Annotated in this window: 17 protein-coding genes; all 17 read right to left on the bottom strand. The window is 50.0% G+C overall.

The window, feature by feature from the left end:
* Positions 1–23 precede the first annotated feature (23 nt).
* The 17 genes from E3J62_02770 to E3J62_02690 all read right to left on the bottom strand — a co-directional run bounded on the left by E3J62_02770 (position 24) and on the right by E3J62_02690 (position 19,278).
* A complete protein-coding gene (locus E3J62_02770; protein ID TET46971.1) occupies positions 24–2,567 on the bottom strand; it encodes a DUF2723 domain-containing protein in 2,544 nt (847 codons plus the stop codon).
* A gap of 17 nt (positions 2,568–2,584) precedes the next feature.
* Positions 2,585–3,328: a TIGR00159 family protein gene (locus tag E3J62_02765; protein TET46970.1), complete on the bottom strand. Its 744-nt coding sequence runs from the start codon at positions 3,326–3,328 to the stop codon at positions 2,585–2,587.
* 76 nt (positions 3,329–3,404) lie between these two features.
* Positions 3,405–4,595: a dihydropteroate synthase gene (gene folP, locus E3J62_02760; GenBank protein TET46974.1), complete on the bottom strand. Its 1,191-nt coding sequence runs from the start codon at positions 4,593–4,595 to the stop codon at positions 3,405–3,407.
* Between the two features lie 45 nt (positions 4,596–4,640).
* Positions 4,641–5,216, bottom strand: a complete 576-nt coding sequence (folE, locus tag E3J62_02755) for a GTP cyclohydrolase I FolE (protein ID TET46969.1) — start codon at positions 5,214–5,216, stop codon at positions 4,641–4,643.
* The gene (locus E3J62_02750; GenBank protein TET46973.1) at positions 5,158–7,041 is read right to left on the bottom strand and encodes an ATP-dependent metallopeptidase FtsH/Yme1/Tma family protein; all 1,884 of its coding nucleotides are present in this window, start codon (positions 7,039–7,041) and stop codon (positions 5,158–5,160) included. The genes folE and E3J62_02750 overlap by 59 nt, the downstream gene beginning before the upstream one ends.
* Before the next feature lie 68 nt (positions 7,042–7,109).
* Complete coding sequence (hpt, locus tag E3J62_02745; protein ID TET46968.1) at positions 7,110–7,622, bottom strand: hypoxanthine phosphoribosyltransferase; 513 nt, start codon at positions 7,620–7,622, stop codon at positions 7,110–7,112.
* Complete coding sequence (gene tilS, locus E3J62_02740) at positions 7,591–8,991, bottom strand: tRNA lysidine(34) synthetase TilS (GenBank protein ID TET46967.1); 1,401 nt, start codon at positions 8,989–8,991, stop codon at positions 7,591–7,593. Before tilS ends, hpt begins: the two co-directional genes overlap by 32 nt.
* A gap of 60 nt (positions 8,992–9,051) precedes the next feature.
* Positions 9,052–9,822, bottom strand: coding sequence for an alpha/beta fold hydrolase (locus E3J62_02735; GenBank protein TET46966.1), 771 nt, complete (start codon positions 9,820–9,822; stop codon positions 9,052–9,054).
* On the bottom strand, positions 9,798–10,676 hold the full coding sequence (locus E3J62_02730; GenBank protein TET46965.1) for a M23 family metallopeptidase: 879 nt from the start codon (positions 10,674–10,676) through the stop codon (positions 9,798–9,800). The genes E3J62_02735 and E3J62_02730 overlap by 25 nt, the downstream gene beginning before the upstream one ends.
* 1 nt (position 10,677) lies before the next feature.
* Positions 10,678–11,478, bottom strand: a complete 801-nt coding sequence (locus E3J62_02725; protein TET46964.1) for a sulfite exporter TauE/SafE family protein — start codon at positions 11,476–11,478, stop codon at positions 10,678–10,680.
* An 86-nt stretch (positions 11,479–11,564) separates the two neighbouring features.
* Positions 11,565–13,133 carry a S41 family peptidase gene (locus E3J62_02720; GenBank protein ID TET46963.1) on the bottom strand — a complete coding sequence of 523 codons (1,569 nt, stop codon included), beginning with the start codon at positions 13,131–13,133 and terminating at the stop codon, positions 11,565–11,567.
* Position 13,134: 1 nt separating this feature from the next.
* Positions 13,135–13,806, bottom strand: a complete 672-nt coding sequence (locus E3J62_02715) for a dTMP kinase (protein TET46962.1) — start codon at positions 13,804–13,806, stop codon at positions 13,135–13,137.
* Positions 13,781–14,872: an inositol-3-phosphate synthase gene (locus E3J62_02710; protein ID TET46961.1), complete on the bottom strand. Its 1,092-nt coding sequence runs from the start codon at positions 14,870–14,872 to the stop codon at positions 13,781–13,783. The genes E3J62_02715 and E3J62_02710 overlap by 26 nt, the downstream gene beginning before the upstream one ends.
* Positions 14,873–14,897: 25 nt before the next feature.
* Positions 14,898–15,485 (bottom strand): CDP-alcohol phosphatidyltransferase family protein, encoded by a 588-nt coding sequence (locus tag E3J62_02705; GenBank protein ID TET46960.1) that lies wholly within the window; start codon positions 15,483–15,485, stop codon positions 14,898–14,900.
* Positions 15,475–16,167 carry a 16S rRNA (cytidine(1402)-2'-O)-methyltransferase gene (gene rsmI, locus E3J62_02700; protein TET46959.1) on the bottom strand — a complete coding sequence of 231 codons (693 nt, stop codon included), beginning with the start codon at positions 16,165–16,167 and terminating at the stop codon, positions 15,475–15,477. The genes E3J62_02705 and rsmI overlap by 11 nt, the downstream gene beginning before the upstream one ends.
* Before the next feature lie 168 nt (positions 16,168–16,335).
* Positions 16,336–18,423 carry a glycine--tRNA ligase subunit beta gene (locus E3J62_02695; GenBank protein ID TET46958.1) on the bottom strand — a complete coding sequence of 696 codons (2,088 nt, stop codon included), beginning with the start codon at positions 18,421–18,423 and terminating at the stop codon, positions 16,336–16,338.
* A gap of 6 nt (positions 18,424–18,429) precedes the next feature.
* A complete protein-coding gene (locus E3J62_02690) occupies positions 18,430–19,278 on the bottom strand; it encodes a glycine--tRNA ligase subunit alpha (protein ID TET46972.1) in 849 nt (282 codons plus the stop codon).
* Positions 19,279–19,310 lie beyond the last annotated feature (32 nt).

Below are 19,310 nucleotides of genomic sequence, written 5' to 3'. Positions count from 1 at the left end.
TCCTTTCTATTTCAGGCAGGAGATCAACGCCCACGAATCAGACTTCTGCGGACTTCCTTGGCCTTTTCGTCGTTAGGGTGTAACTTGATCCACTCGTCGAGTTCAAAGATTGCCTCGGCAGTGTCGCCGTTCTGTGAGAAGAAGGCGATCAACCTACTGGTCAATCTTGGATCACGAAATACGTTATGGATGATGTCTCTCGCCTTGCCGGTGTCACCCATCTCCAGATACAAGGAGACAAGACCCGCATATCCGCTGGGATGGTTCTTATTAATCTTGGTGGCATGGGCATACGCCTTCTCAGCTTCGGCGTAGTTCCGCTCCATCTGGTATATCCTGCCGAGAGCGGCCTGCGCCAGCGGGTCATTTGGCTTCAACGCAGTGAATTTCTTGAATTTCTCATTGGCCTTATCCAGCTTTCCCATCCTCTCATACAGGACGCCTAGATGGTAGGTCACTCTCCACCCCATTGGTGTCTCAAACTTCTCAGCCATCTCCAGAGCCGCAGCCGCCTGATCCAATTTCCCCTGTGACTCATACGCATTGGCCAGAGCTGCAAATCCAGCAACGTAATTGGAGATCAGCTTCTGTGTATTGTCATCCTTGTAAACATTTTTGTCAAATATCGAAGAGTAGTTGTAAAGCTCGAACAGGTTGTATCGGCTCTTTTCGGTGTCGATCACATCCCCTGCTCTCTGAGGCACGAGTTCGTATACCATCCCCTGCATCACCAGATGATCACGGTACGGTTTCAGATTGCCCTGTGAAACGGTCACAGCAAAGTATATAGTTTTGTTCGGCTTATAGTCGTCAAGAACAAGCTTGGCGAATTCCTCGGAGGGGGCAAAAAGCTGCTGCACGGTCAGTTTGATTCCAGAGTTGGTCGCAATAATATCTCTCACCGCGATATCCCTTACGAGCAGAACCTCGCCATTCTTGAGCCTCAGTGGTCGCAGGTTGTCTATCTGCCAGTCCGTCAGGCTTATGGGAACGCCCCTGTTCCTGAGCTGTTTGATATACCAGTCCGTGTTCAAGAGACTGAGATTCGCCACCATGGTTCCCTTTTCTCCCCTGTTCTCCCACTTCTTGAACCTTTTCACCTCCTGAACAAACCACAAGGGGAAGGTGTCGTTGTCACCATTGGTGAAAAGGACAGAACCATCCCTGCAAGATGCCAGCATGTTTATCCCATAATTGTTGGCAATCCAATTTCCCCTTCTATTGACGTGGCTGTGCCTGTTAGAGAAATAGGGTACAGAGGCTACGAGTAGAAAGGAGAGAGCTCCAATAATTGCCAACTGCAGCCTCATGCTTTTCTTCAGCTCAGAAAACCACTGCATCACTCCCCACGAACCCATGCCTATGAAGAATGCGTAAAAGACAAATGAGGCACAAAAGAAGTAGTCTCTTTCTCTCACCTCTCTTGGCTGGTGCAGAGGGTTGGGGTCACTGGGGAGGTACTTGAGATTGAGATAGGTGACCAACCCGATACTTGTGAATAGAAAGGCCAGGGCGAATATGGCGAAAGTCTTCCTGTTGTTTTTGAAGTGAGTCCAGAATCCAAATGCGCCAACAGTGGTAAAGACTCCGGTCATTAAAGCAGAAAGGTAACGGATAGCGGAGCCGACGGCAGGTCCACTCTCTGCAAGAGACCTGGGGAACTTGGTGAACTGCCATGTGAAATATTTCCAGTAGATTTTTAGCTGTTCTATGTAGGCTGGAATAACACCAATATGCGTTTCTATATCTGTCTTTCTGGGTAACATCTGCATAGGACCGTACTGTTTTCTTTGAACAACATCCATCAATGCCCGAAATGTGGTCGGGGCGACTTCGTTGATGCCAGGGTCATGGTTGGCTCTTATCATGAGGTAGAGGTAAGAGGCGACCCCGATGAATGCGAGGAACAGGCCTAAGAGCCAGAGCTTGACATCGGCCAGTTCTTTCCAGTCCACAAGCACGACAAAAAGGAATATTCCTGGAAAGATTAAAAGCGGTGTGAGGTGTATCCCCGTGGACAACATCAGCATGTAGGCTATGACCAGAAGTATTTTCTTGCTCTGGTTTGTTCCCAGCTTCTCCTGCCAGGTGAGGGCAAGCCACGCGGCAACAACCATTATGGCTGAGGCGGGAGCATACACCTCGGCCTCTGCTGCATTGTCCCAGAATGTGAAAGAGAAGGCGAGGGTGAAAGCACCGACCATGCCGGCAGCATGCTGCATGATCACGTCTGGAAGTCTGGATGATTTCCTCCACATTCCGATGACCTTCACAATCAAGAGGTACAGGAGAGCCACAGTCAGGGAGGCGGAAAGCGCGGAAATCATGTTCACTCTATAGGCGATCTCGCTGGAGAAAGGGATCATGGAGAAGATTCTGCCTATCAGTATCTGAAGAGGAGTCCCGGGCGGATGCGGAACACCCAGTATGTAGGATGTAGCAATGAACTCGCCGCAGTCCCAGAAGGAGACAGTGGGGGCGAGTGTCCAGAGATAACCTGCAAACGATGCCACAAATACGAAACCGAAGCCCCACCTTCTCAAGTTCTTCACCAGATCTGTTGTCATTCGCTGCCCAGTCCTTTCTATGGCATGACGCTAACCAGTTTCTTTTCTAAATCGAGAAAAGTAAGGCCGTGTATCAGCTTACCTCTGTGCGCAAAAGAGATGCTGCCTGTCTCCTCGCTGACGACGATGCACGCTGCGTCCGTCTCTTCAGAAAGGCCCAGGGCCGCTCGATGCCTGGTACCCAGCTTCTTGTCCAGGATAGGACTGTCCGAGAGAGGGAGTATGCATGATGCAGCCAAGATCGTGTCTTCGGCCACTATCACCGCGCCGTCATGCAGCGGAGATTTGGGAGTAAATATGGATGCGATCAGATCTGCTGATACCCGTGCGTCTATTTTTGTGCCAGTCTGAACGTAGTTTCTAAGACCCACTTCTGCCTCGAGCACCACAAGTCCGCCTATCCTCCGACTTCTGAGAAGTTCCGAAGCCTTCACTACCTCCTTTATTGGTCTTACCGGGCTAACCTTGAAGAAAAAGCGGACTACCCTGCTCCTTCCAAGCTCGGCCAGTGCGCGTCTTATCTCTGGCTGGAAGACAATCACAAATGCTACAATCCAGATGGTCTTGAAGCTAGCCACAATCCATTTTAACCCGTAAAGCTCCCAGAAGTTCGCAACCAGAGCAAGGACAAAAAGGAGACCGAGACCGATAAGCATCTGGGTTGCTCTTGTTCCTTTTATGAATCTCAAGAACTGATAGACAATGAATGCGACTACCACTACATCTATAAAATCGACGAATCTGAACTGTAGAAACTCCATAGATTGCTCCTGATAACTTGAAACGGCTGAAGAGTGAGCTGTCCTGTCTACTTATCCGTCATGGAAGCTTTCAGGGCTACTGTTGTGGTGTGCCTTTGACAATGGCATCAGCGAGTGAACACACACGCTTCATCTCTTTCACATCGTGGACCCGCACAATATGGGCCCCTTTTGCGATTGCTATTGCCACGGCCGAGGCTGTCCCCTCAAGCCTCTCATTAACCGGCAAATCCAGAACCTTTCCGATGAAGGATTTTCTGGAAGGCCCCACTATTATGGGCTTCCCAAGAGACTTAAGTTCTCCCAGTCTGCGAATTATTGTCAGATTATCCTGTAAACGTTTGCCAAAACCAATTCCCGGGTCAACGACAATTCGGGACGGGACAACCCCTTTTGACTCGGCTAACTGGACCTGCTGTCGCAATTCACATGTGATTTCGCTCATCACATCTTTATAATGGGGGTTCTCCTGCATGGTCTTGGGATTACCTCTGATATGTCCCACAATGAGAGCGGCGCCAGTCTGAGCGACGGTCTCTGCCATGAGTGAGTCGAGGGTGAGTCCGCTGATGTCGTTCACAATTTTGCATCCTGCCCTGACCGCTTCCTTTGCCACCTTGCTCTTACAAGTATCTATTGATAGAGGGACCTCACAGTCTCTGGAGAGGGCCTCAATGACCGGGATCACTCTGGCCAGTTCTTCTTCGACGCCTACTGCATCTGAGCCCGGCCTGGTGGACTCACCTCCAATGTCAATGACGTCAGCACCATCATCTGCTATCTTCATCCCCCAATCAACTGCCTCATTGAACTCAAAATGCTGGTCTCCATCGGAGAAAGAGTCCGGTGTAACGTTCAGTACTCCCATGATGTACGTTCTCTCCGAGAGGTCCAGTTCACACCCTGGGAGACTCAACGTGTGCCTGCAAGAACTGTGGCTGAGTACTTCATTCAAACCTTGCGCAATTTGCTTAAGGCCAAAAGGCTGGACCTCAAGCCTTCTCGTGATCTCCCCCATCTGTCTATGGTTGGCGAAAAGTATCAGGTCGGTCTTCTCCGAACAACCTGTGATTACCGGGCGGGCGACGGCAGCGTCTGCCCCTACCGAAAGTGCGGTCTGCTTTATTATGTTGCTCTGGGCACAATCAAGACTCTCCACTTTGATCGATAGCCCGAAAGCCTTGGAAGCGAGGATGGGCACTGCATATTGGTCCACCCCAATGCGCCTCACTTCGTCAAAAGCCTCATCACTACTATCCAGCCTCATTATTCTGATGTTGTGGTTCCCTGAAGTCTTCACCATCCGCAATCCTTATCTTCCGCTCTTTATGAGGCTGAATGCTTCAGCCCTTGTCGCCTCTTTTCTCATCCCTCCCCTCATGGCTGAGGTTACTGTAAGGGCACCTGGTTTCTTCACCCCCATCATGGAAAGGCAAAGATGCTCAGCCTCAACGACAACCAGAATCCCGAGAGGCTTCAGGATCTCGGCTAGAGTATCAGCTATTTCAGTAGTCAGTCTTTCTTGAAGCTGGGGTCGTTTTGCTATGATTTCTATTGTCGAAACAAGATTGGCAAAACCAGTGATTCTATTGTCACCTGGTATGTAGGCCACGTGCGCCTTGCCAATAAAAGGAAGGAGGTGGTGCTCGCAAACAGAATAGAATGGGATATCTCTCACGATTATCATCTCGTCCTGATTCTTCACACTATATGCTTTGATCTGCCTCCTGGCGTCCTTACCCACACCGGAGAATACCTCTGCGTACATCTCTGCTACCCTTTGAGGAGTCTCTCTTAAGCCTTCTCTGTCTGGGTCTTCACCGATTGCCTCAAGTAGCAGCCTTACTGCTTTTTTTGCTTTTTCCTTGTCCACCGACCTTCTCCTTATCCGTCTCTCCTACGATTCTGTCGATATCATCTGCGTTCAGTATTTCCTTTTCCAGAAGGGCATCGGCCACGGCTCTCAGCAGATACTCGTTTTTCCTAACAATCTCGAGAGCCTTCGCCTGGGCAGACTCAACAATCTTCTTAATTTCCTTGTCTATGAGTCTCGCCGTGTCCTCAGAGTAGTCTCGATGGGTTGCTATTTCTCTTCCCAGGAAAATCTGCTCTTCCTTCTTGCCAAAGGTGAGGGGCCCCAGGGATTCACTCATCCCCCAGTCGCAGACCATCATTCTGGCAAGCTCCGTTGCTTTGTCTATGTCGTCGGCGGCACCTGTGGTCAGGTCTTTCAGAGCCACAATCTCTGCGGCCCTTCCTCCGAGCAGGGCAGTCATCTGACTGACACAGTAGGACCTGGAGTAGGTTCTCCTGTCATCAATGGGAAGCTTTTGTGTTTGTCCCAGGGACATTCCTCTCGGGATGATCGTCGCCTTGTGGATGGGGTCGCTTTCGGGCATGAACTTGGAGACGAGAACGTGGCCTGCCTCGTGAAAGGCTATGTTCTTCTTTTCAGCTTCGCTTATGAGCAGACTTTTGCGCTCGACACCCATAAGGATCTTGTCCTTAGCGTATTCCATGTCCTGCATGGTCACTTTGTTCTGGTCGTGTCTAGCGGCAAGGAGGGCAGCTTCGTTTACCAGGTTTGCAAGGTCAGCGCCGGAGAATCCGGGAGTGCCCCTTGCTAGCACAGCGAGATCCATATCATCAGCCAGGGGAACTTTTCTGGTGTGGACTTTGAGTATGCCTTCTCTTCCTTTCACATCAGGCCTGTCCACGACAACCCTCCTGTCAAATCTGCCTGCTCTGAGAAGAGCGGGATCAAGCACGTCAGGCCTGTTGGTTGCCGCAAGAAGAATAACTCCTTCGTTCGGATTGAACCCATCCATCTCCACAAGAAGAGCGTTCAGAGTCTGCTCCCTCTCATCATGGCCACCTCCAAGACCCGCACCTCTGAGCCTGCCGACTGCATCCAGTTCATCTATGAATATAATGCACGGAGCATTCTTCTTCCCCTGGTCGAAGAGATCTCTGACTCTCGAAGCGCCAACGCCCACGAACATCTCCACGAAGTCTGAACCTGATATGCTGAAGAACGGAACTTCTGCTTCACCTGCTACTGCTCTGGCCAGGAGGGTCTTGCCTGTGCCGGGGGGACCTAGAAGGAGTACACCGCGGGGAATCTTTCCACCCAGTCTTTGAAACTTTTTGGGGGACTTGAGAAAGTCAATAACTTCACCCAGTTCCTGTTTGGCTTCGTCGACGCCGGCGACATCCTCAAAAGTCTCCCGGACCGTACTTCTGTCCATCTTCTTGGCCCGGGCCTTACCGAAAGTGAAGGCTCTATTGGGACCGGACTGCATCTGTCTGAAGATAAAAACATAGAAGACAACAATTGCCGCTACGAGCATTAGCCATGGGAGCATTGTGTTCCAGATGTTGGAGGAGGGTTGGCTCTTGACAACGATTCCTTTGTCTACGAGTTTTGTCACCAACTCTGGATCTTCATAAGGAATATAGGTTCTGAACTTGACGACCTTGATCTCTTTTCCCTGGGATGTGACTGTCATATGAAATTTGAGTTCGCCTGAAATCTGTTTCTCGACTATGTTGACTGACTCCACGTTTGACGCGGCCACTTCTTCTTGGAATTGCGAGAATGGTATCTCCGCCTCAAATGCTTTCCTTTGCAGGAACACTTTCCAGAACAACGCTATGAAAAGAAGGAGGATGGCCCAGACAGCGATGGCTTTCCAAGGACCAAGCTTCTCCAGCAGGGGTGACTTAGGGGATTCTTTCTTCTTCAGGTCTGGCAAGTTCTTTCCACCTCCAAAGCGGGACGTTACTCAAGAAGTGCGATATGCGGAAGATTGCGGAACCTCTGATTGTAATCGAGGCCATAGCCGACTACAAAGTTGTCCTGTATGATAAAGCCCCTGTATCTGATGTCTACATCAACCTTCCTTTTACACTTTTTGTCAAGAAGGCAGCAGACCTCGACACTGGCTGCTCCCCTGTCCTTCAGTTCTTGAAGAATGCGGTTAAGCGTTGAACCGGAATCAACTATGTTTTCTACAACGATTACGTGTTTACCTGCGACACTTCCCGAGAGGTTCTGCACTATCTTTGCCGGGCCAGCCTTCTCTCTCTTTTTGTAGCTGGAAACGGATACAAAATCAAGCTCCACGGGAATACTCAACTCTCTTATGAGGTCAGAAACGAAGATAACCCCGCCCTTCAGGACTGTCACAAGAACAGGCTTCTCGTGATGGTAGTTCCGGGATATCTCTTCGCCTAGCTCAGAGACCCTTTGCTTTATGTCATCAGTCTCTATGAGAACTTTTCCTGGCCTCAATGCACAGAACCCTTTCTGTCTTTGATGTTAGCGGAGCTCTATCCGATCTTCTCCCGCCAGGTATCCAGAGGATGCCTCCCCTGTCCAGGATGATCGGGATTGAGTGTCTCTCTCTGCGAGGCAGCTTGTCGTCAATGAAGATTTCCTTCAACTTCTTGGGTTTCTTCCGGGCAAAAGGAACGAGCCTATCTCCAGGCCTTCTGTTTCTGACACAGAGGGGCAAGAGGAGATGATCGAGGTCGAAGTAAGCTCTGTGCGACGCTGAATAGTCGATCTTTACATGAGCGGAGTTCGTGATAGACGATAAGAGGGCGAGGTCTGCTTCCTCTACCGTGGTAATACCAGGGACATTTACTTGTCTTTCGTATTGAAGGGCAGCCATTGGCACGCTCCTTCCAAGAATAATGCTGTCGTAGTCCCTGTATACCTCGAGCGAATGGATGTTGATTTTGGTCCCGGCTGAACCAGAGTCAACTAACTCAAGGGTCTTATCAATGTGTACGGAACCGATGTTCCTCAAGTCGCCCTTGAGGGCACCTATTGCTGCCCTGAGCAGTCTTCTCCTTCTGGCCACCCCCATATTCTGCATTGCCTTTAAGTCCAGTTTCAAATATGGTCCCTCGAATTTTCCAGCTCTCGAAAGATCCTTTTGTGCATTGGTTTCGAGAAGTACATCCTCTTCTGAAAGTATAGATGCGGTTCTCGCCAGAACAGAAACGACAGCAGGGTTGATGCTGGATTCTATCAGTGGAATGACCTTGTGTCTTATGATGTTCCTTGTGAATCTCAAATCAAGATTTGATGGGTCATCAATGTATGATAACCCATTCTTGTCAAGATACTTCCTTATGTCATGCCTTCTGAGGTTCAACAGCGGCCGGACAAGGTGGCCCCGCTTCGGGGTCATAGACGCGAGGCCGGTGTTCCCTGAACCTCGGAGAAGGCGGAGAAGGAGTGTCTCAGCCTGGTCGTCAGCAGTGTGGCCCAGGACTATTTTGTCGGCGTCTAGCTTGTGCTTCACCTTTTCTAGAAAATCATATCTGCACACGCGGGCGGCCTCTTCGAGGGAAAGACTGTTCTTTTCTGCAAACGCCCTAACATTCTCAGACTCCACAACGCAGTCGACAGAAAGCTCATCAGATAGCCGCTTCACCCACTCTGCATCCCTTTCGGCCTCCTCTTTTCTGAGCATGTGGTTGAGGTGGGCCACCTTCAGTTCTACTTTCAGTTCGTCCTTGAGCAGACAAAGGCATCTTAAGAGGAATACTGAGTCGCATCCTCCTGAGACGGCAGCCAATAGAAGGTCACCCTTTTCAAATAGACGATCTTTTTGGATCATCCCTCGTACAATCTGAATAATCTTATCCATTTGATGCACCTAGGCTTTCCTAATATAGCAAAAATGGCCACTGGTCGCAACAAAAATCATCTACAGTGCAAGCACTTGGATGATTGTCTGCGCCGTCTTTTCGCTGAACAGAATGCTCGCGTGACCCAAGTATTCAAACTGAATGTTCTTTGACGGCTCATCCAGAATTGGTGAGCTGTGAGGGATTACACATTCGTCCAGACCCGCCCTGAATGAATATATGTCAACCTTTGGTACATCTTCAGGCTTGAAGTCAAGCTCCGTTAGGAATTTGCTGCGGGGCCACATCTGGACCGTGCAGAACCCCGGTCCTAGATATGCAATGTGGCTTCCCCGGAAAGGGGTGGCAAGGGGAAGGAACTTTCGGACCTTCTCCTTTCCTCCAAGGTACTTCAGATAATAGGCGGCGGCAAGGCCACCCATACTGTGGGCCACAATGTCGATTGTGTCGCATCTGCACCGAGCAAGAATTCCATCTACAGCGCGTGAAATCTGATTTGCCCAGTTGCGTACTGAACCCCAAAAAGGGATGAGTGTAATGGCGTGGACGTTGGTAAAACCTTTCTTTCGCAATCTTATGATCAAAGGCCAGAGTACAGCAGGATTGCTCGGGTAGCCGTGAATCAGCAGAACAGGGACCTGCTTGCCTGTTCTTCCATAGCAGGTGCGGAATGGGTGGAAGGGAGACAGAAGCAGATAGGTGAGGGTGAGAATTTGGAATGCTGCGAGGGCATAAAGCTCTGAAAGAATACCTCCCAGCAAAAGCACCTTTGTCATTCTTTCCCTCGGGCATAGGGAGGAGTCATCTAGTCTATGTTTCGCTCGACCCATTCGACCGGGTCCACACGAACGTTGCCCACCGAGAGGCCCCAGTGAAGGTGTGGGCCGGTCGCTGTTCCTGTCTGCCCTATAGTGCCAATGAAGCTGCCTCTTCTTACCCTTTGATCCACCTTCACCGCCGCATCTCTGAGATGACAGTAGACAGATACAATCCCGTGCCCATGGTCCATCATGATAGTATTTCCATGGATGAACATATGCTCGCACAGAATCACGACTCCATCTGCGCACGCAAGTATGGAATCTCGTTCGGGAGCTGCAATGTCCACGCCCTTGTGGGGCCATGACATCTTGCCGTCATTGTACACTCGATAAGCGCCAAATGGAGACGTTATGGTTCCCTGTACAGGCATCAGAAATTGGGTTTTCCACATCTTCTGGACAGAAACAGTTCTGAACTTGGGGCCGAGCTTCTTGGCCTCTTTTGTCAGATTCTGGGAAGTGAGCCGGCTCATCAGGGGCTTGGGCAGGCTGATCGTATCTCTCTTGAAGTCGGCTTTCAGAACTGTAACTGTCAGGCGAGCCTTCATATTCACAGGATTCAGATTTTCTATTCCTTCCGGCAGCCCGAAAGAGTAGACGACGAACTCATGATCTCCCGGCGTGCTTTTTACCGGGACCCCCGTGAGGGCTCTGTACGTCAGGGAGTCGAGCGGGAAGAATGTAACGCTTTTGCCCAGGAATTCGCCTTTGACTGAGTCGGGCGGTGTATCAAAAATCGCTCTCACCGTGAGCGTCTTCCCCTGTTCCACGCTTTCAGGTATGGGTGATGTGGCCACAAGTTTCGCATCAGTTGAGGCTGCAAATAAGAGCACAAGATAGACAAATGCATTCGATCTCCGCAATCTATGACCCCCCGAGTGTATTCAATATCTCAAGGCGAGCCTGGGTAAGCGACACGATTATGAGAAAAAGTCCGAAAAGAAAATACACCAGCTTTCTATGAGACTTGATGGTGAAGATGGTGCCAAACCAGACTCCTATCATCTGGCCAACAAGCAAGGAAGAGGCAAGATTCCAGTCTATGTGCCCCAGAGCCCAATGGATAATCCCGTTTGGAATGGCTGTTAGCGCGACAATCATGAGCGAAGATGCGATGCACTCCTTTATCTCTCTCTTGAGGACCATATTGAAGGCAGGGACAAGAAGGAACCCACCGCCTACTCCAAGTAGACCTGCAACTGTCCCTGCTACGAATGCTGTGGGCGCCACCTTGTACATGCCTGCAGCCGTACATTCCTCTGGCTCGTGTGCCTTGATTCTAAATGACTTCCCGATCATCCTGCTGCCCGTCCATAAGACGACCAGTACAAGAAAGCCCATGAGGTAGTCCAGGTTCAAGAAGCTGGTCAACCATGCTCCCAGGATGGTTCCGGCGATTGCAAATGGTGTGGCAAGCCAGACAAGCCTGAAGTTAATCATCCTTTTCTTGAAGTAGGAGATTGAGCCGAGGGTTGCACCAAAGAACTGGGCCGGTATGGGAGACCCGATAACAAGCCCTGGAGCCGCGCGGAGAAAAACCCTGAGGAGGGGCTTGTTTACTACTCCGCCGCCAATGCCAAAAGCGCCAGATGAAACCCCTGAAACAATACCAATTACTACCGCTACCAAGGGCCAGTATGTATGAGGCACGTCCGAGAACCCCAGAGGTCAAAGGCAGATTAGATTACGGAAACAATGGGCAATTCACGTTCCGAATGTAATTGTGTCTAGTTAGCCACAGGTGTTCACGCTTATTCTTCAACAGCCTTCCCTTTCTCGGCCAGAGCGAAGAGGTCCTTGGGTGCATGTGATATCTCGAGGAGGGCGATAGCCTCCTTCACCCACGTGTCCCCCGAAAGTATCGCTTCGTATTTTTCGCTCGTGCCCCACAGTGAGCTCGATACCTCCTGCTCGATCATCCAGGCGATGAAGTCCAGGGTGGAATCCAGCTCTGCTGCAGAAGGAGTAACGTCATTATCTTTCAAGTATGACTTGAACTCATCTATAGTCGATTCCGTAGCCTTGAACGGTCTTTTGATACCTTTGTGCGCCGCTGTGAACTTCACACTGAAGTTGAAGAATCTCCTGTCCCTGTATAACTCTGTTCCGAACTCGGTCCACTCCGGAGGGGTGAGTACCATGTCTGGCGTGATGCCTCCTCCGCCGTAGACGATTCTATTGAGTCCTCCGATGGTATGGAACTCTTCCTCACTGTCATCGGTGGAGTCCTCCTCGGCGGCCTCATCTTCGTCTGGGTTGTGCGGTTTGTTTATTAGCCTCCCTGAGGGCGTGTACCACTCAGCAGTGGTCAGCTTGAGACCGCCTCCTGTGCTGATGGGTATGATCGTCTGAACTGACCCCTTGCCGAAAGTGGGTGTACCCGCAACCAGTCCTCTATCCCAGTCCTGCACCGCGCCGCTCAGGATTTCAGAAGCGCTTGCAGAGCCCTTATTGACAAGGATAACCAGTGGAGCATCTTTTATCCTTGATGCATTCCTGGCGTGGAATCTTCTGCTGGAACCGCGAATTCTACCCTTTGTGGAAACGATTTCTTCACCTTTGTCCAGGAAGACATCTGAGACTTGCACGGCCTGGTCGAGAAGCCCACCCGAATTGTTCCTGATGTCGATGATGAACTTCCTTGCACCAACTGTGCGCAGGGAGTCTACGGCACGGCCAACCTGTATTCCTGAATCTCTGGAGAAGCGAGCAAGGCGTATGTAGCCCACATCTTTGCTCACCATGCCCGAGTAAGGAACCGGTTTTATCTTGATGATGGCCCGTTCAATAGTGAATTCAAGCAGTTCCTCAAGACCTTCTCTCTCTATGGTAATATTCACTTTGGTGCCCGGCTTGCCCCTCAGTTTCTTGACCGCCTCCTTGAGAGTGATACCTTTAGTTGACTTGCCTTCGATCTTTACAATTCTGTCCCCTGCATGTATTCCTGCTTTGATCGCTGGTGTGTCTTCTAGTGGAGAGATGACTGTCAGGATCTCCTTGGCAAGCGCGATGGTTATCCCCAATCCTCCAAACTCACCCTTTGTGCCAATCCTCAACTCTTTGAATTCTTCTTCGTCCATGTACACGGAGTGTGGATCAAGCTCATTAAGCATGGCGTCGATTGCAGTACGAATCAGTTTTTCGGCATCGATGGGCCTGACATATTTGGATTGGGCGTTGCTCAAGATCTCGCTAAAGAGCCTTAGTGATTGCATCAATGAGCCGTCCTTCTCAGCCTTCAAGCCAAAGGAGGTGAGGAGGACCGCTATACAGACGAATGCTGCCACCATTACCGGTAGAAATGCTTTCCTGGCTTTCATACTATCCTCCGTCTGGTCTGGTTTGTCCTGTAATATACTGACGAATTATGGTCATGATTTGTTCATGAACTGAGTCAGAATCGTTATCTCCATCGACAGTTGCTACTCTTTTCGGTTCCTCTTCCGCTATCCTCAGAAACTCGCGTCTGACCCTCCTGTGGAAATTTATGCTCTCCATCTCAATCCTGTCTCTTGATTCTGACCGGTCAAGGCCCTTGGCGGGGTCGATGTCTACCAGTACGGTGAGGCCGGGTTTTAAGCCGTCAGTTGCCAGATCATTCAATGTTTTTATCATCTCTTTGTCTAATCCTCTGCCTCCTCCCTGGTATGCGACTGTCGAATCTGAGAATCTGTCTGCAATTACGATATCTCCCTTTTCCAGTGCAGGCTTGATCGTCTGAGATATGTTCTGAGATCGGCTGGCCAGGTAGAGAAAGAGTTCACAAATGGGTGTCATCTCCGAGTTTGCTTTGTCCAGAAGTATAGATCTGATTTTTTCTGAAACCTCGGTGCCACCAGGTTCCCTGGTGAATACACAACTATGGCCACCCAGCTTCACGGCTTCAAATGCCCTTTCCGCCTGTGTAGTCTTGCCAGAACCTTCAATTCCCTCAAAGGTTATGAAAAGCCCTTTGCTCAACGACAATCTACTTGGCTTTGCGTTTTTTCCCATATCTTCTTATGAAAGCCTCGGTCTTCTTTCTTGCCTCTTCGTCCGGATATTGGATGGGTGGCGATTTCATGAAATAGCTGGATGGAGCGGTGAGCTGACCGGATAAGCCCTTGTTCAGCGCCAGTTTCATACATCTTATGGCGTCAATGACGACTCCGGCCGAGTTGGGGCTGTCCCACACTTCCAGCTTGAGCTCCACATTCAATGGGACATCGCCAAAAGACTTCCCTTCCATTCGCACATATGCCCACTTTCTGTCGGTGAGCCAGGCCACATAATCCGAAGGACCTATGTGGATGTTGTCGCTCCCAATGTCATAAGGTATTTGCGATGTGACAGCCTGAGTCTTCGAAATCTTTTTCGACTCCAGCCTTGCTCTCTCCAGCATGTTCAGAAAATCGGTGTTTCCTCCGACGTTGAGCTGAGAGGTTCTTTCAAGCCTCACTCCCCTGTCCAGGAAAAGGTTGGTGAGGACCCTGTGGAGGATTGTCGCTCCCACCTGGGATTTTATGTCGTCGCCCAGAACCGGGAGCCCCATTCTTTTGAACCTTCCCTGCCAGTACTTGGTGCTCGCTATGAACACCGGAATGCAATTTATGAATCCGCAGCCTGCCTCGAGAACTTGTTCCACGTACCATTTGGTAGCCTCTTCACTCCCCACTGGCAGGTAGTTAATGACCATGTCGGTCCTTGACTCCTTGAGAACCTTCACTATGTCGCAGGTCGGCCCTGGTGCCTTCTCGATAATCTCTGACAGGTATTTGCCAAGGCCATCGTGGGTCATTCCCCGCATCACCTTCACGTTCATTCGGGGTACCTGCGCAAATTTGTACGTGTTGTTCGGATATGTATGAATTGCTTCACCAAGATCCCTACCCACTTTTCTCTTATCAATGTCAAAGCATGCTGAAAATTTTATGTCTGAGATTCTGTAGCCTCCCAGGTTGGTATGCATCACACCTGGGATCAGTGCTTCGTCCTTGAGACCTCGGTAGTAGTGAACACCCTGAACGAGCGAGGAAGCACAGTTGCCCACTCCTATTATGGCAACTCTTATCTCCGGCATTTCCACCTCCTTGGTGTTATCATTGCTACCTCAACTCCTTTTGGCGCGAGAGGTATGCGATGCGCACTATCACAGTGAGATTGGTGAGAACTGCAAGTGCCAGAACGAACCATACGAACACATCCATTCCGAAGAGTGTGCCAATGAAGATGAGTACCATCCGTTCTGGTCGCTCCAGGGGACCCAGTCTCGTCTCATGTCCCATCTCGGATGAGCGCGCTCTCGTGTAGCTGACAAGCAGAGAGCCCACCAGCGCAAAGAAAGCAAATATCTGAGCGGCTACCATTTCGTAAGACCAGTACCTCAGGAGTATTCCCAACCAGATGAAGGATTCTGAGTACCTGTCAAGGGTTGAATCGAGAAAGGCACCGAATCTTGTAACCTGGCCCGATCTCCTCGCCACTTCCCCATCGAGTATGTCAGCGATTCCAGCACAGAGCAGGAACAGGCTTGCAAACCGGAACGGGCCTTTCCAGTAAACCAGTCCTGTGAGAGCGGACAGAATGAGTCCCAAATAGGTTAGTAGATTGGGAGGGAGTTTTGTCTGTTCCACTGCATCTGTGAGTGGTTTAAGCAAATTCCTTGTCTGTGTCTTTACGCTTTCAGGAATCACTTTCTCTTCCCTTCAGGAGTATTACAAATTCTCCTTTTGTCCCCTTCTTCTCATAGTATAGAATGATCTCCTCGAGCCTTCCCCTCCTCCACTCCTCGAACTTCTTGGTAATCTCTCTTGCTATGACACATTCGCGGTTGCCGATGATGTCTTTCATTTCGTCCAGAGTGCGTAACAGCCTCTGAGGAGACTCGAACAGGATTATGGTTCTACGTTCATCTGCAAGTTGTTCAAGCCTCGCCCTTCTCTTGCCTGCCTTCCGTGGAAGGAACCCTTCAAAGAGAAACCTATCCGTTGGAAGACCGGATGCTACCAGTGCCGCGATAATCGAACAGGCACCAGGTATGGGAAACACCGGGATGTTCTGAGCAAGGGCAAGTTTGACCACGTAGTATCCGGGGTCAGAAATGCCCGGTGTTCCTGCTTCTGAGACGATTGCGACAGTACCGCGTTCCTGAAGCTTGCCTATCAGTTCAGGAGCTCTCCTTTCTTTGTTATGGTCATGAAAGGAGATGAGCTTCGCCTTTATGCAATGAGCATTTAGTAGTATTCTTGTTCTTCTTGTGTCCTCAGCGGCAATCAGGTCGACAGACTTAAGAACTTTGATCGCTCGGAGCGTGATGTCTTCAAGGTTCCCTATTGGCGTCGAGACTAGGTATAGTCCGGGCTCGATGTTGCCCATCCGACCACCCCACAAAAGATTTAGCTTAGCACCGGGAAAAGGCCCTGTCAACCACGAACTGAGACGCTACAGTATGCAGAACACGAGATGAACCAATGTTAGGAATGGATGACTTACGTTCTCAAGTTGACGGTAAACCCAGATGGTGCCCGCACGCTGAGTTCTGGTTCACTCGATAACAATCTTGGAGAAGTCTGCCAGTGTATTGAACCTCTCAGCAACATACTTTACGAGTGCCAGCCTGTTCGCTCTCAACTTGTCATCTTCTGCCATCACCAATACAGCATCAAAGAACTGATCAATGGGGTCTTTGAGCAAAAGGAGTATTTTTAAGGATTCCTGATAAGCGTGTTCTCGAATCGATTGCTGGAGTTTGGCTTCTATTTCCTTTGTTAGAGTGAAGAGTCTCTTCTCCTCAGTCTCTGCCAGCGCAGATTTATCCAGCTTGGTTTCAATCTCCACCCCCTTGAGTATGTTTGCCACTCTCTTCTGCCCCATGACCAGGCTTTTGAACTCTTCGCTCTGTTTGAACTTAGAAATGGCCATAGCTCTTTCAGCGGCATCGTAGAGGTCATCAAGCCCAACAGCCATGACGGCATCTGTAATATCATGCCTTATGCCCTTTTCCTCAAGAAAGGCCTCCATTCTCGACGTGAAGAAACCAAAAAGAGAACAGCCGAGGGCGTTCCTGTCTGTTATGCAGCCTTTCTTTTGCTCTTCATAAAGGCTTATGTCCGTAGCTATCAGTGAAGTCAGAGACAGGTGGTGTTTCTTCTTAGCTATGATAGAGATCATTCCGTTGGCCAGGCGTCTAAGGCCATAGGGGTCTTCAGAACCGGTAGGTATCTTATTGTTTATGAATGAACCGACAATGCTATCCAGCCTATCGGCTATGGAGACTATTGCTCCCTCAAGAGTTCTAGGGAGTGAGTCGCCAGGATACCTTGGCAGATAGTGTTCATATATTGCAGTTGCCACTTTCTTGTCTTCTCCAGAAACGAGCGCGTACTCCCTCCCCATCACTCCCTGGAGTTTTGCAAACTCTTTACCATCACGGACCATATTTGAGACAAGATCAGCCTTACACAGGAATGCAGCCCTCTCCGCAGTTTTTGAGTCTGCGTCCTCTATGCGCAAAGAAATATGTTTGGCAAGTTCCACAAGTCTCTCCGATTTATCGTATAAGGACCCGAGGTTCTCCTGCCAGACTACCCGCCTGAGTCCCTTTGCCATTTTTTCCAGTTTGTGTTTCGTATCTTCTTGCCAGTGGAAGGATGCATCCTCGAGTCTGGACATCAGAGCGGCTTGGTGAGCCTTCTTTATGTGGTTGGCCTTTGTCGTTTTGCCATTCGCTATTGCCACAAAGTATGGTAGGAGTCTTCCGGATTTGTCTAGGACGGAAAAATACTTCTGATGTTCCCTCATGGCTGTCACTACCACATCTTTGGGAAGGGCCAGATATTTTTCGTCGAAGGTGCCGACCACGACGGCTGGCTCCTCTACAAGGCCACTGACTTCTTCAAGCAATTCAGGATCGTCTATGGGGACCCCCTTCTTCGCCGTTGCAGCCTTTTTGACCATTGAAAGAATCAGTTTCTTCCGTTTTTCGGGGTCTGCGATTACGTGCATGGTGTTGAGGGTCTTTTCGTAGTTTTCTGGATTTTCTATTCTTTTGAATTTGGGTGAGAGAAACCTGTGACCGTGCGTCTTGTCTCCAGATTTCACGTCTGCAACACTGAATTTTACAACCTTCTTACCCAGAAGAGCCACGATCCATCTGATTGGCCTGGCAAATCTGAACCTGCTCGCCTCCCATGCCATGGTTCTCGGGAAGTAGAGGGTTGTCAGGAGTTCTGGGACATATTCGGATAGTATTGAAGATGTAGTTTTCCCTTTCTTCCGCTCCTCAGCAACGATCACCTCTCCTTTCGGCGTCTTCTTTGTCTTGAGGGCACGGATGTCCACACCGTGGGCTCTGGCAAACCCGATTGCCGCCTTGGTTGGCTTACCATCCTCACCGTATGCAGATGAAGTGGGTGGGCCGCTGACCAGAATGCTCGTATCCTTCTGCTTTGGAGCGACATTCTCGCAGAGGACAGCCAGCCTTCGAGGAGTATGGTATATTCTTGCGTCCCCGTGGTCTATGTGTGAGTCATCGAGGAATTTGAGAAGTTCCTTCCTCATCTGTTCTGCGGCAGGTCGCAGATAGGAGGCTGGTATTTCCTCGGTCCCTATTTCCAGAAGAAAAGGTGGCATTCTTTATCAACCTTCAGTTTTTGCCTTCACATATGCCAGTGCAGTACGTCTTGCCAGCTTGCGCACACGCGCTATGTATGAAGCGCGCTCCGTGACGCTGATTGCACCTCTGGCTTCGAGAATATTGAACGCATGTGAACATTTGATGACGTAATCATACCCAGGAAGATACATTCCTTCGTCTATGAGCCTTTTGGCTTCATCTTCGAACTTATCGAAGAGGAGAAAATGCAGCTCGACATCTGCCTCTTCATAGTTCAGGCGCGAGTATTGGATTTCATTGTTCCTGAACAGATCGCCCCAGGTTACCGTGTCCGTCCATTGGAGGTCAAAGATGCTGGGCTTGTTCTGAATGATGCAGGCGATTCTTTCTATGCCGTATGTCAGTTCCACCGGGATGACTTCGAGGTCGAGTCCACCGACCTGCTGGAAGTATGTGAATTGAGTGATTTCGACCCCGTCCAGCCAGACCTGCCACCCGATGCCCCATGCACCAAGCGTCGGAGCGTCCCAGTCATCCTCCAGAAAGCGTATGTCATGATCTAAGAGTTTGATACCAAGCGATTTCAGGCTGTTGAGATAAACATCCTGAATATCGAAAGGAGAAGGTTTGAGGATGACCTGGTACTGATGGTGTTGATAGACTCTATTCGGATTTACGGCGTAGCGGCCGTCCCTTGGTCTCTTACCCTGTTCGACATATGCGACCTTCCATGGGTCAGGCCCAAGCACCCGCAAAAAAGTCGCAGGGTTGAAGGTTCCTGCACCCACTTCGCTGCTGTAGGGTTGCCAGATTAGACAGCCCTTCTTGCCCCAGTAGTCATCCAGGGTCCTGATCATGTCTTGAAGCGTCATCATTCCGACTCAGTTTATAAGCGCTAATTCTA

The organism is candidate division TA06 bacterium (genome assembly GCA_004376575.1).
GTDB lineage: Bacteria > Hydrothermota > DG-26 > E44-bin18 > E44-bin18 > E44-bin18.
Note: the sequence above shows the minus strand (reverse complement) of the source record. Positions and strands in the feature narration are given on the sequence as shown.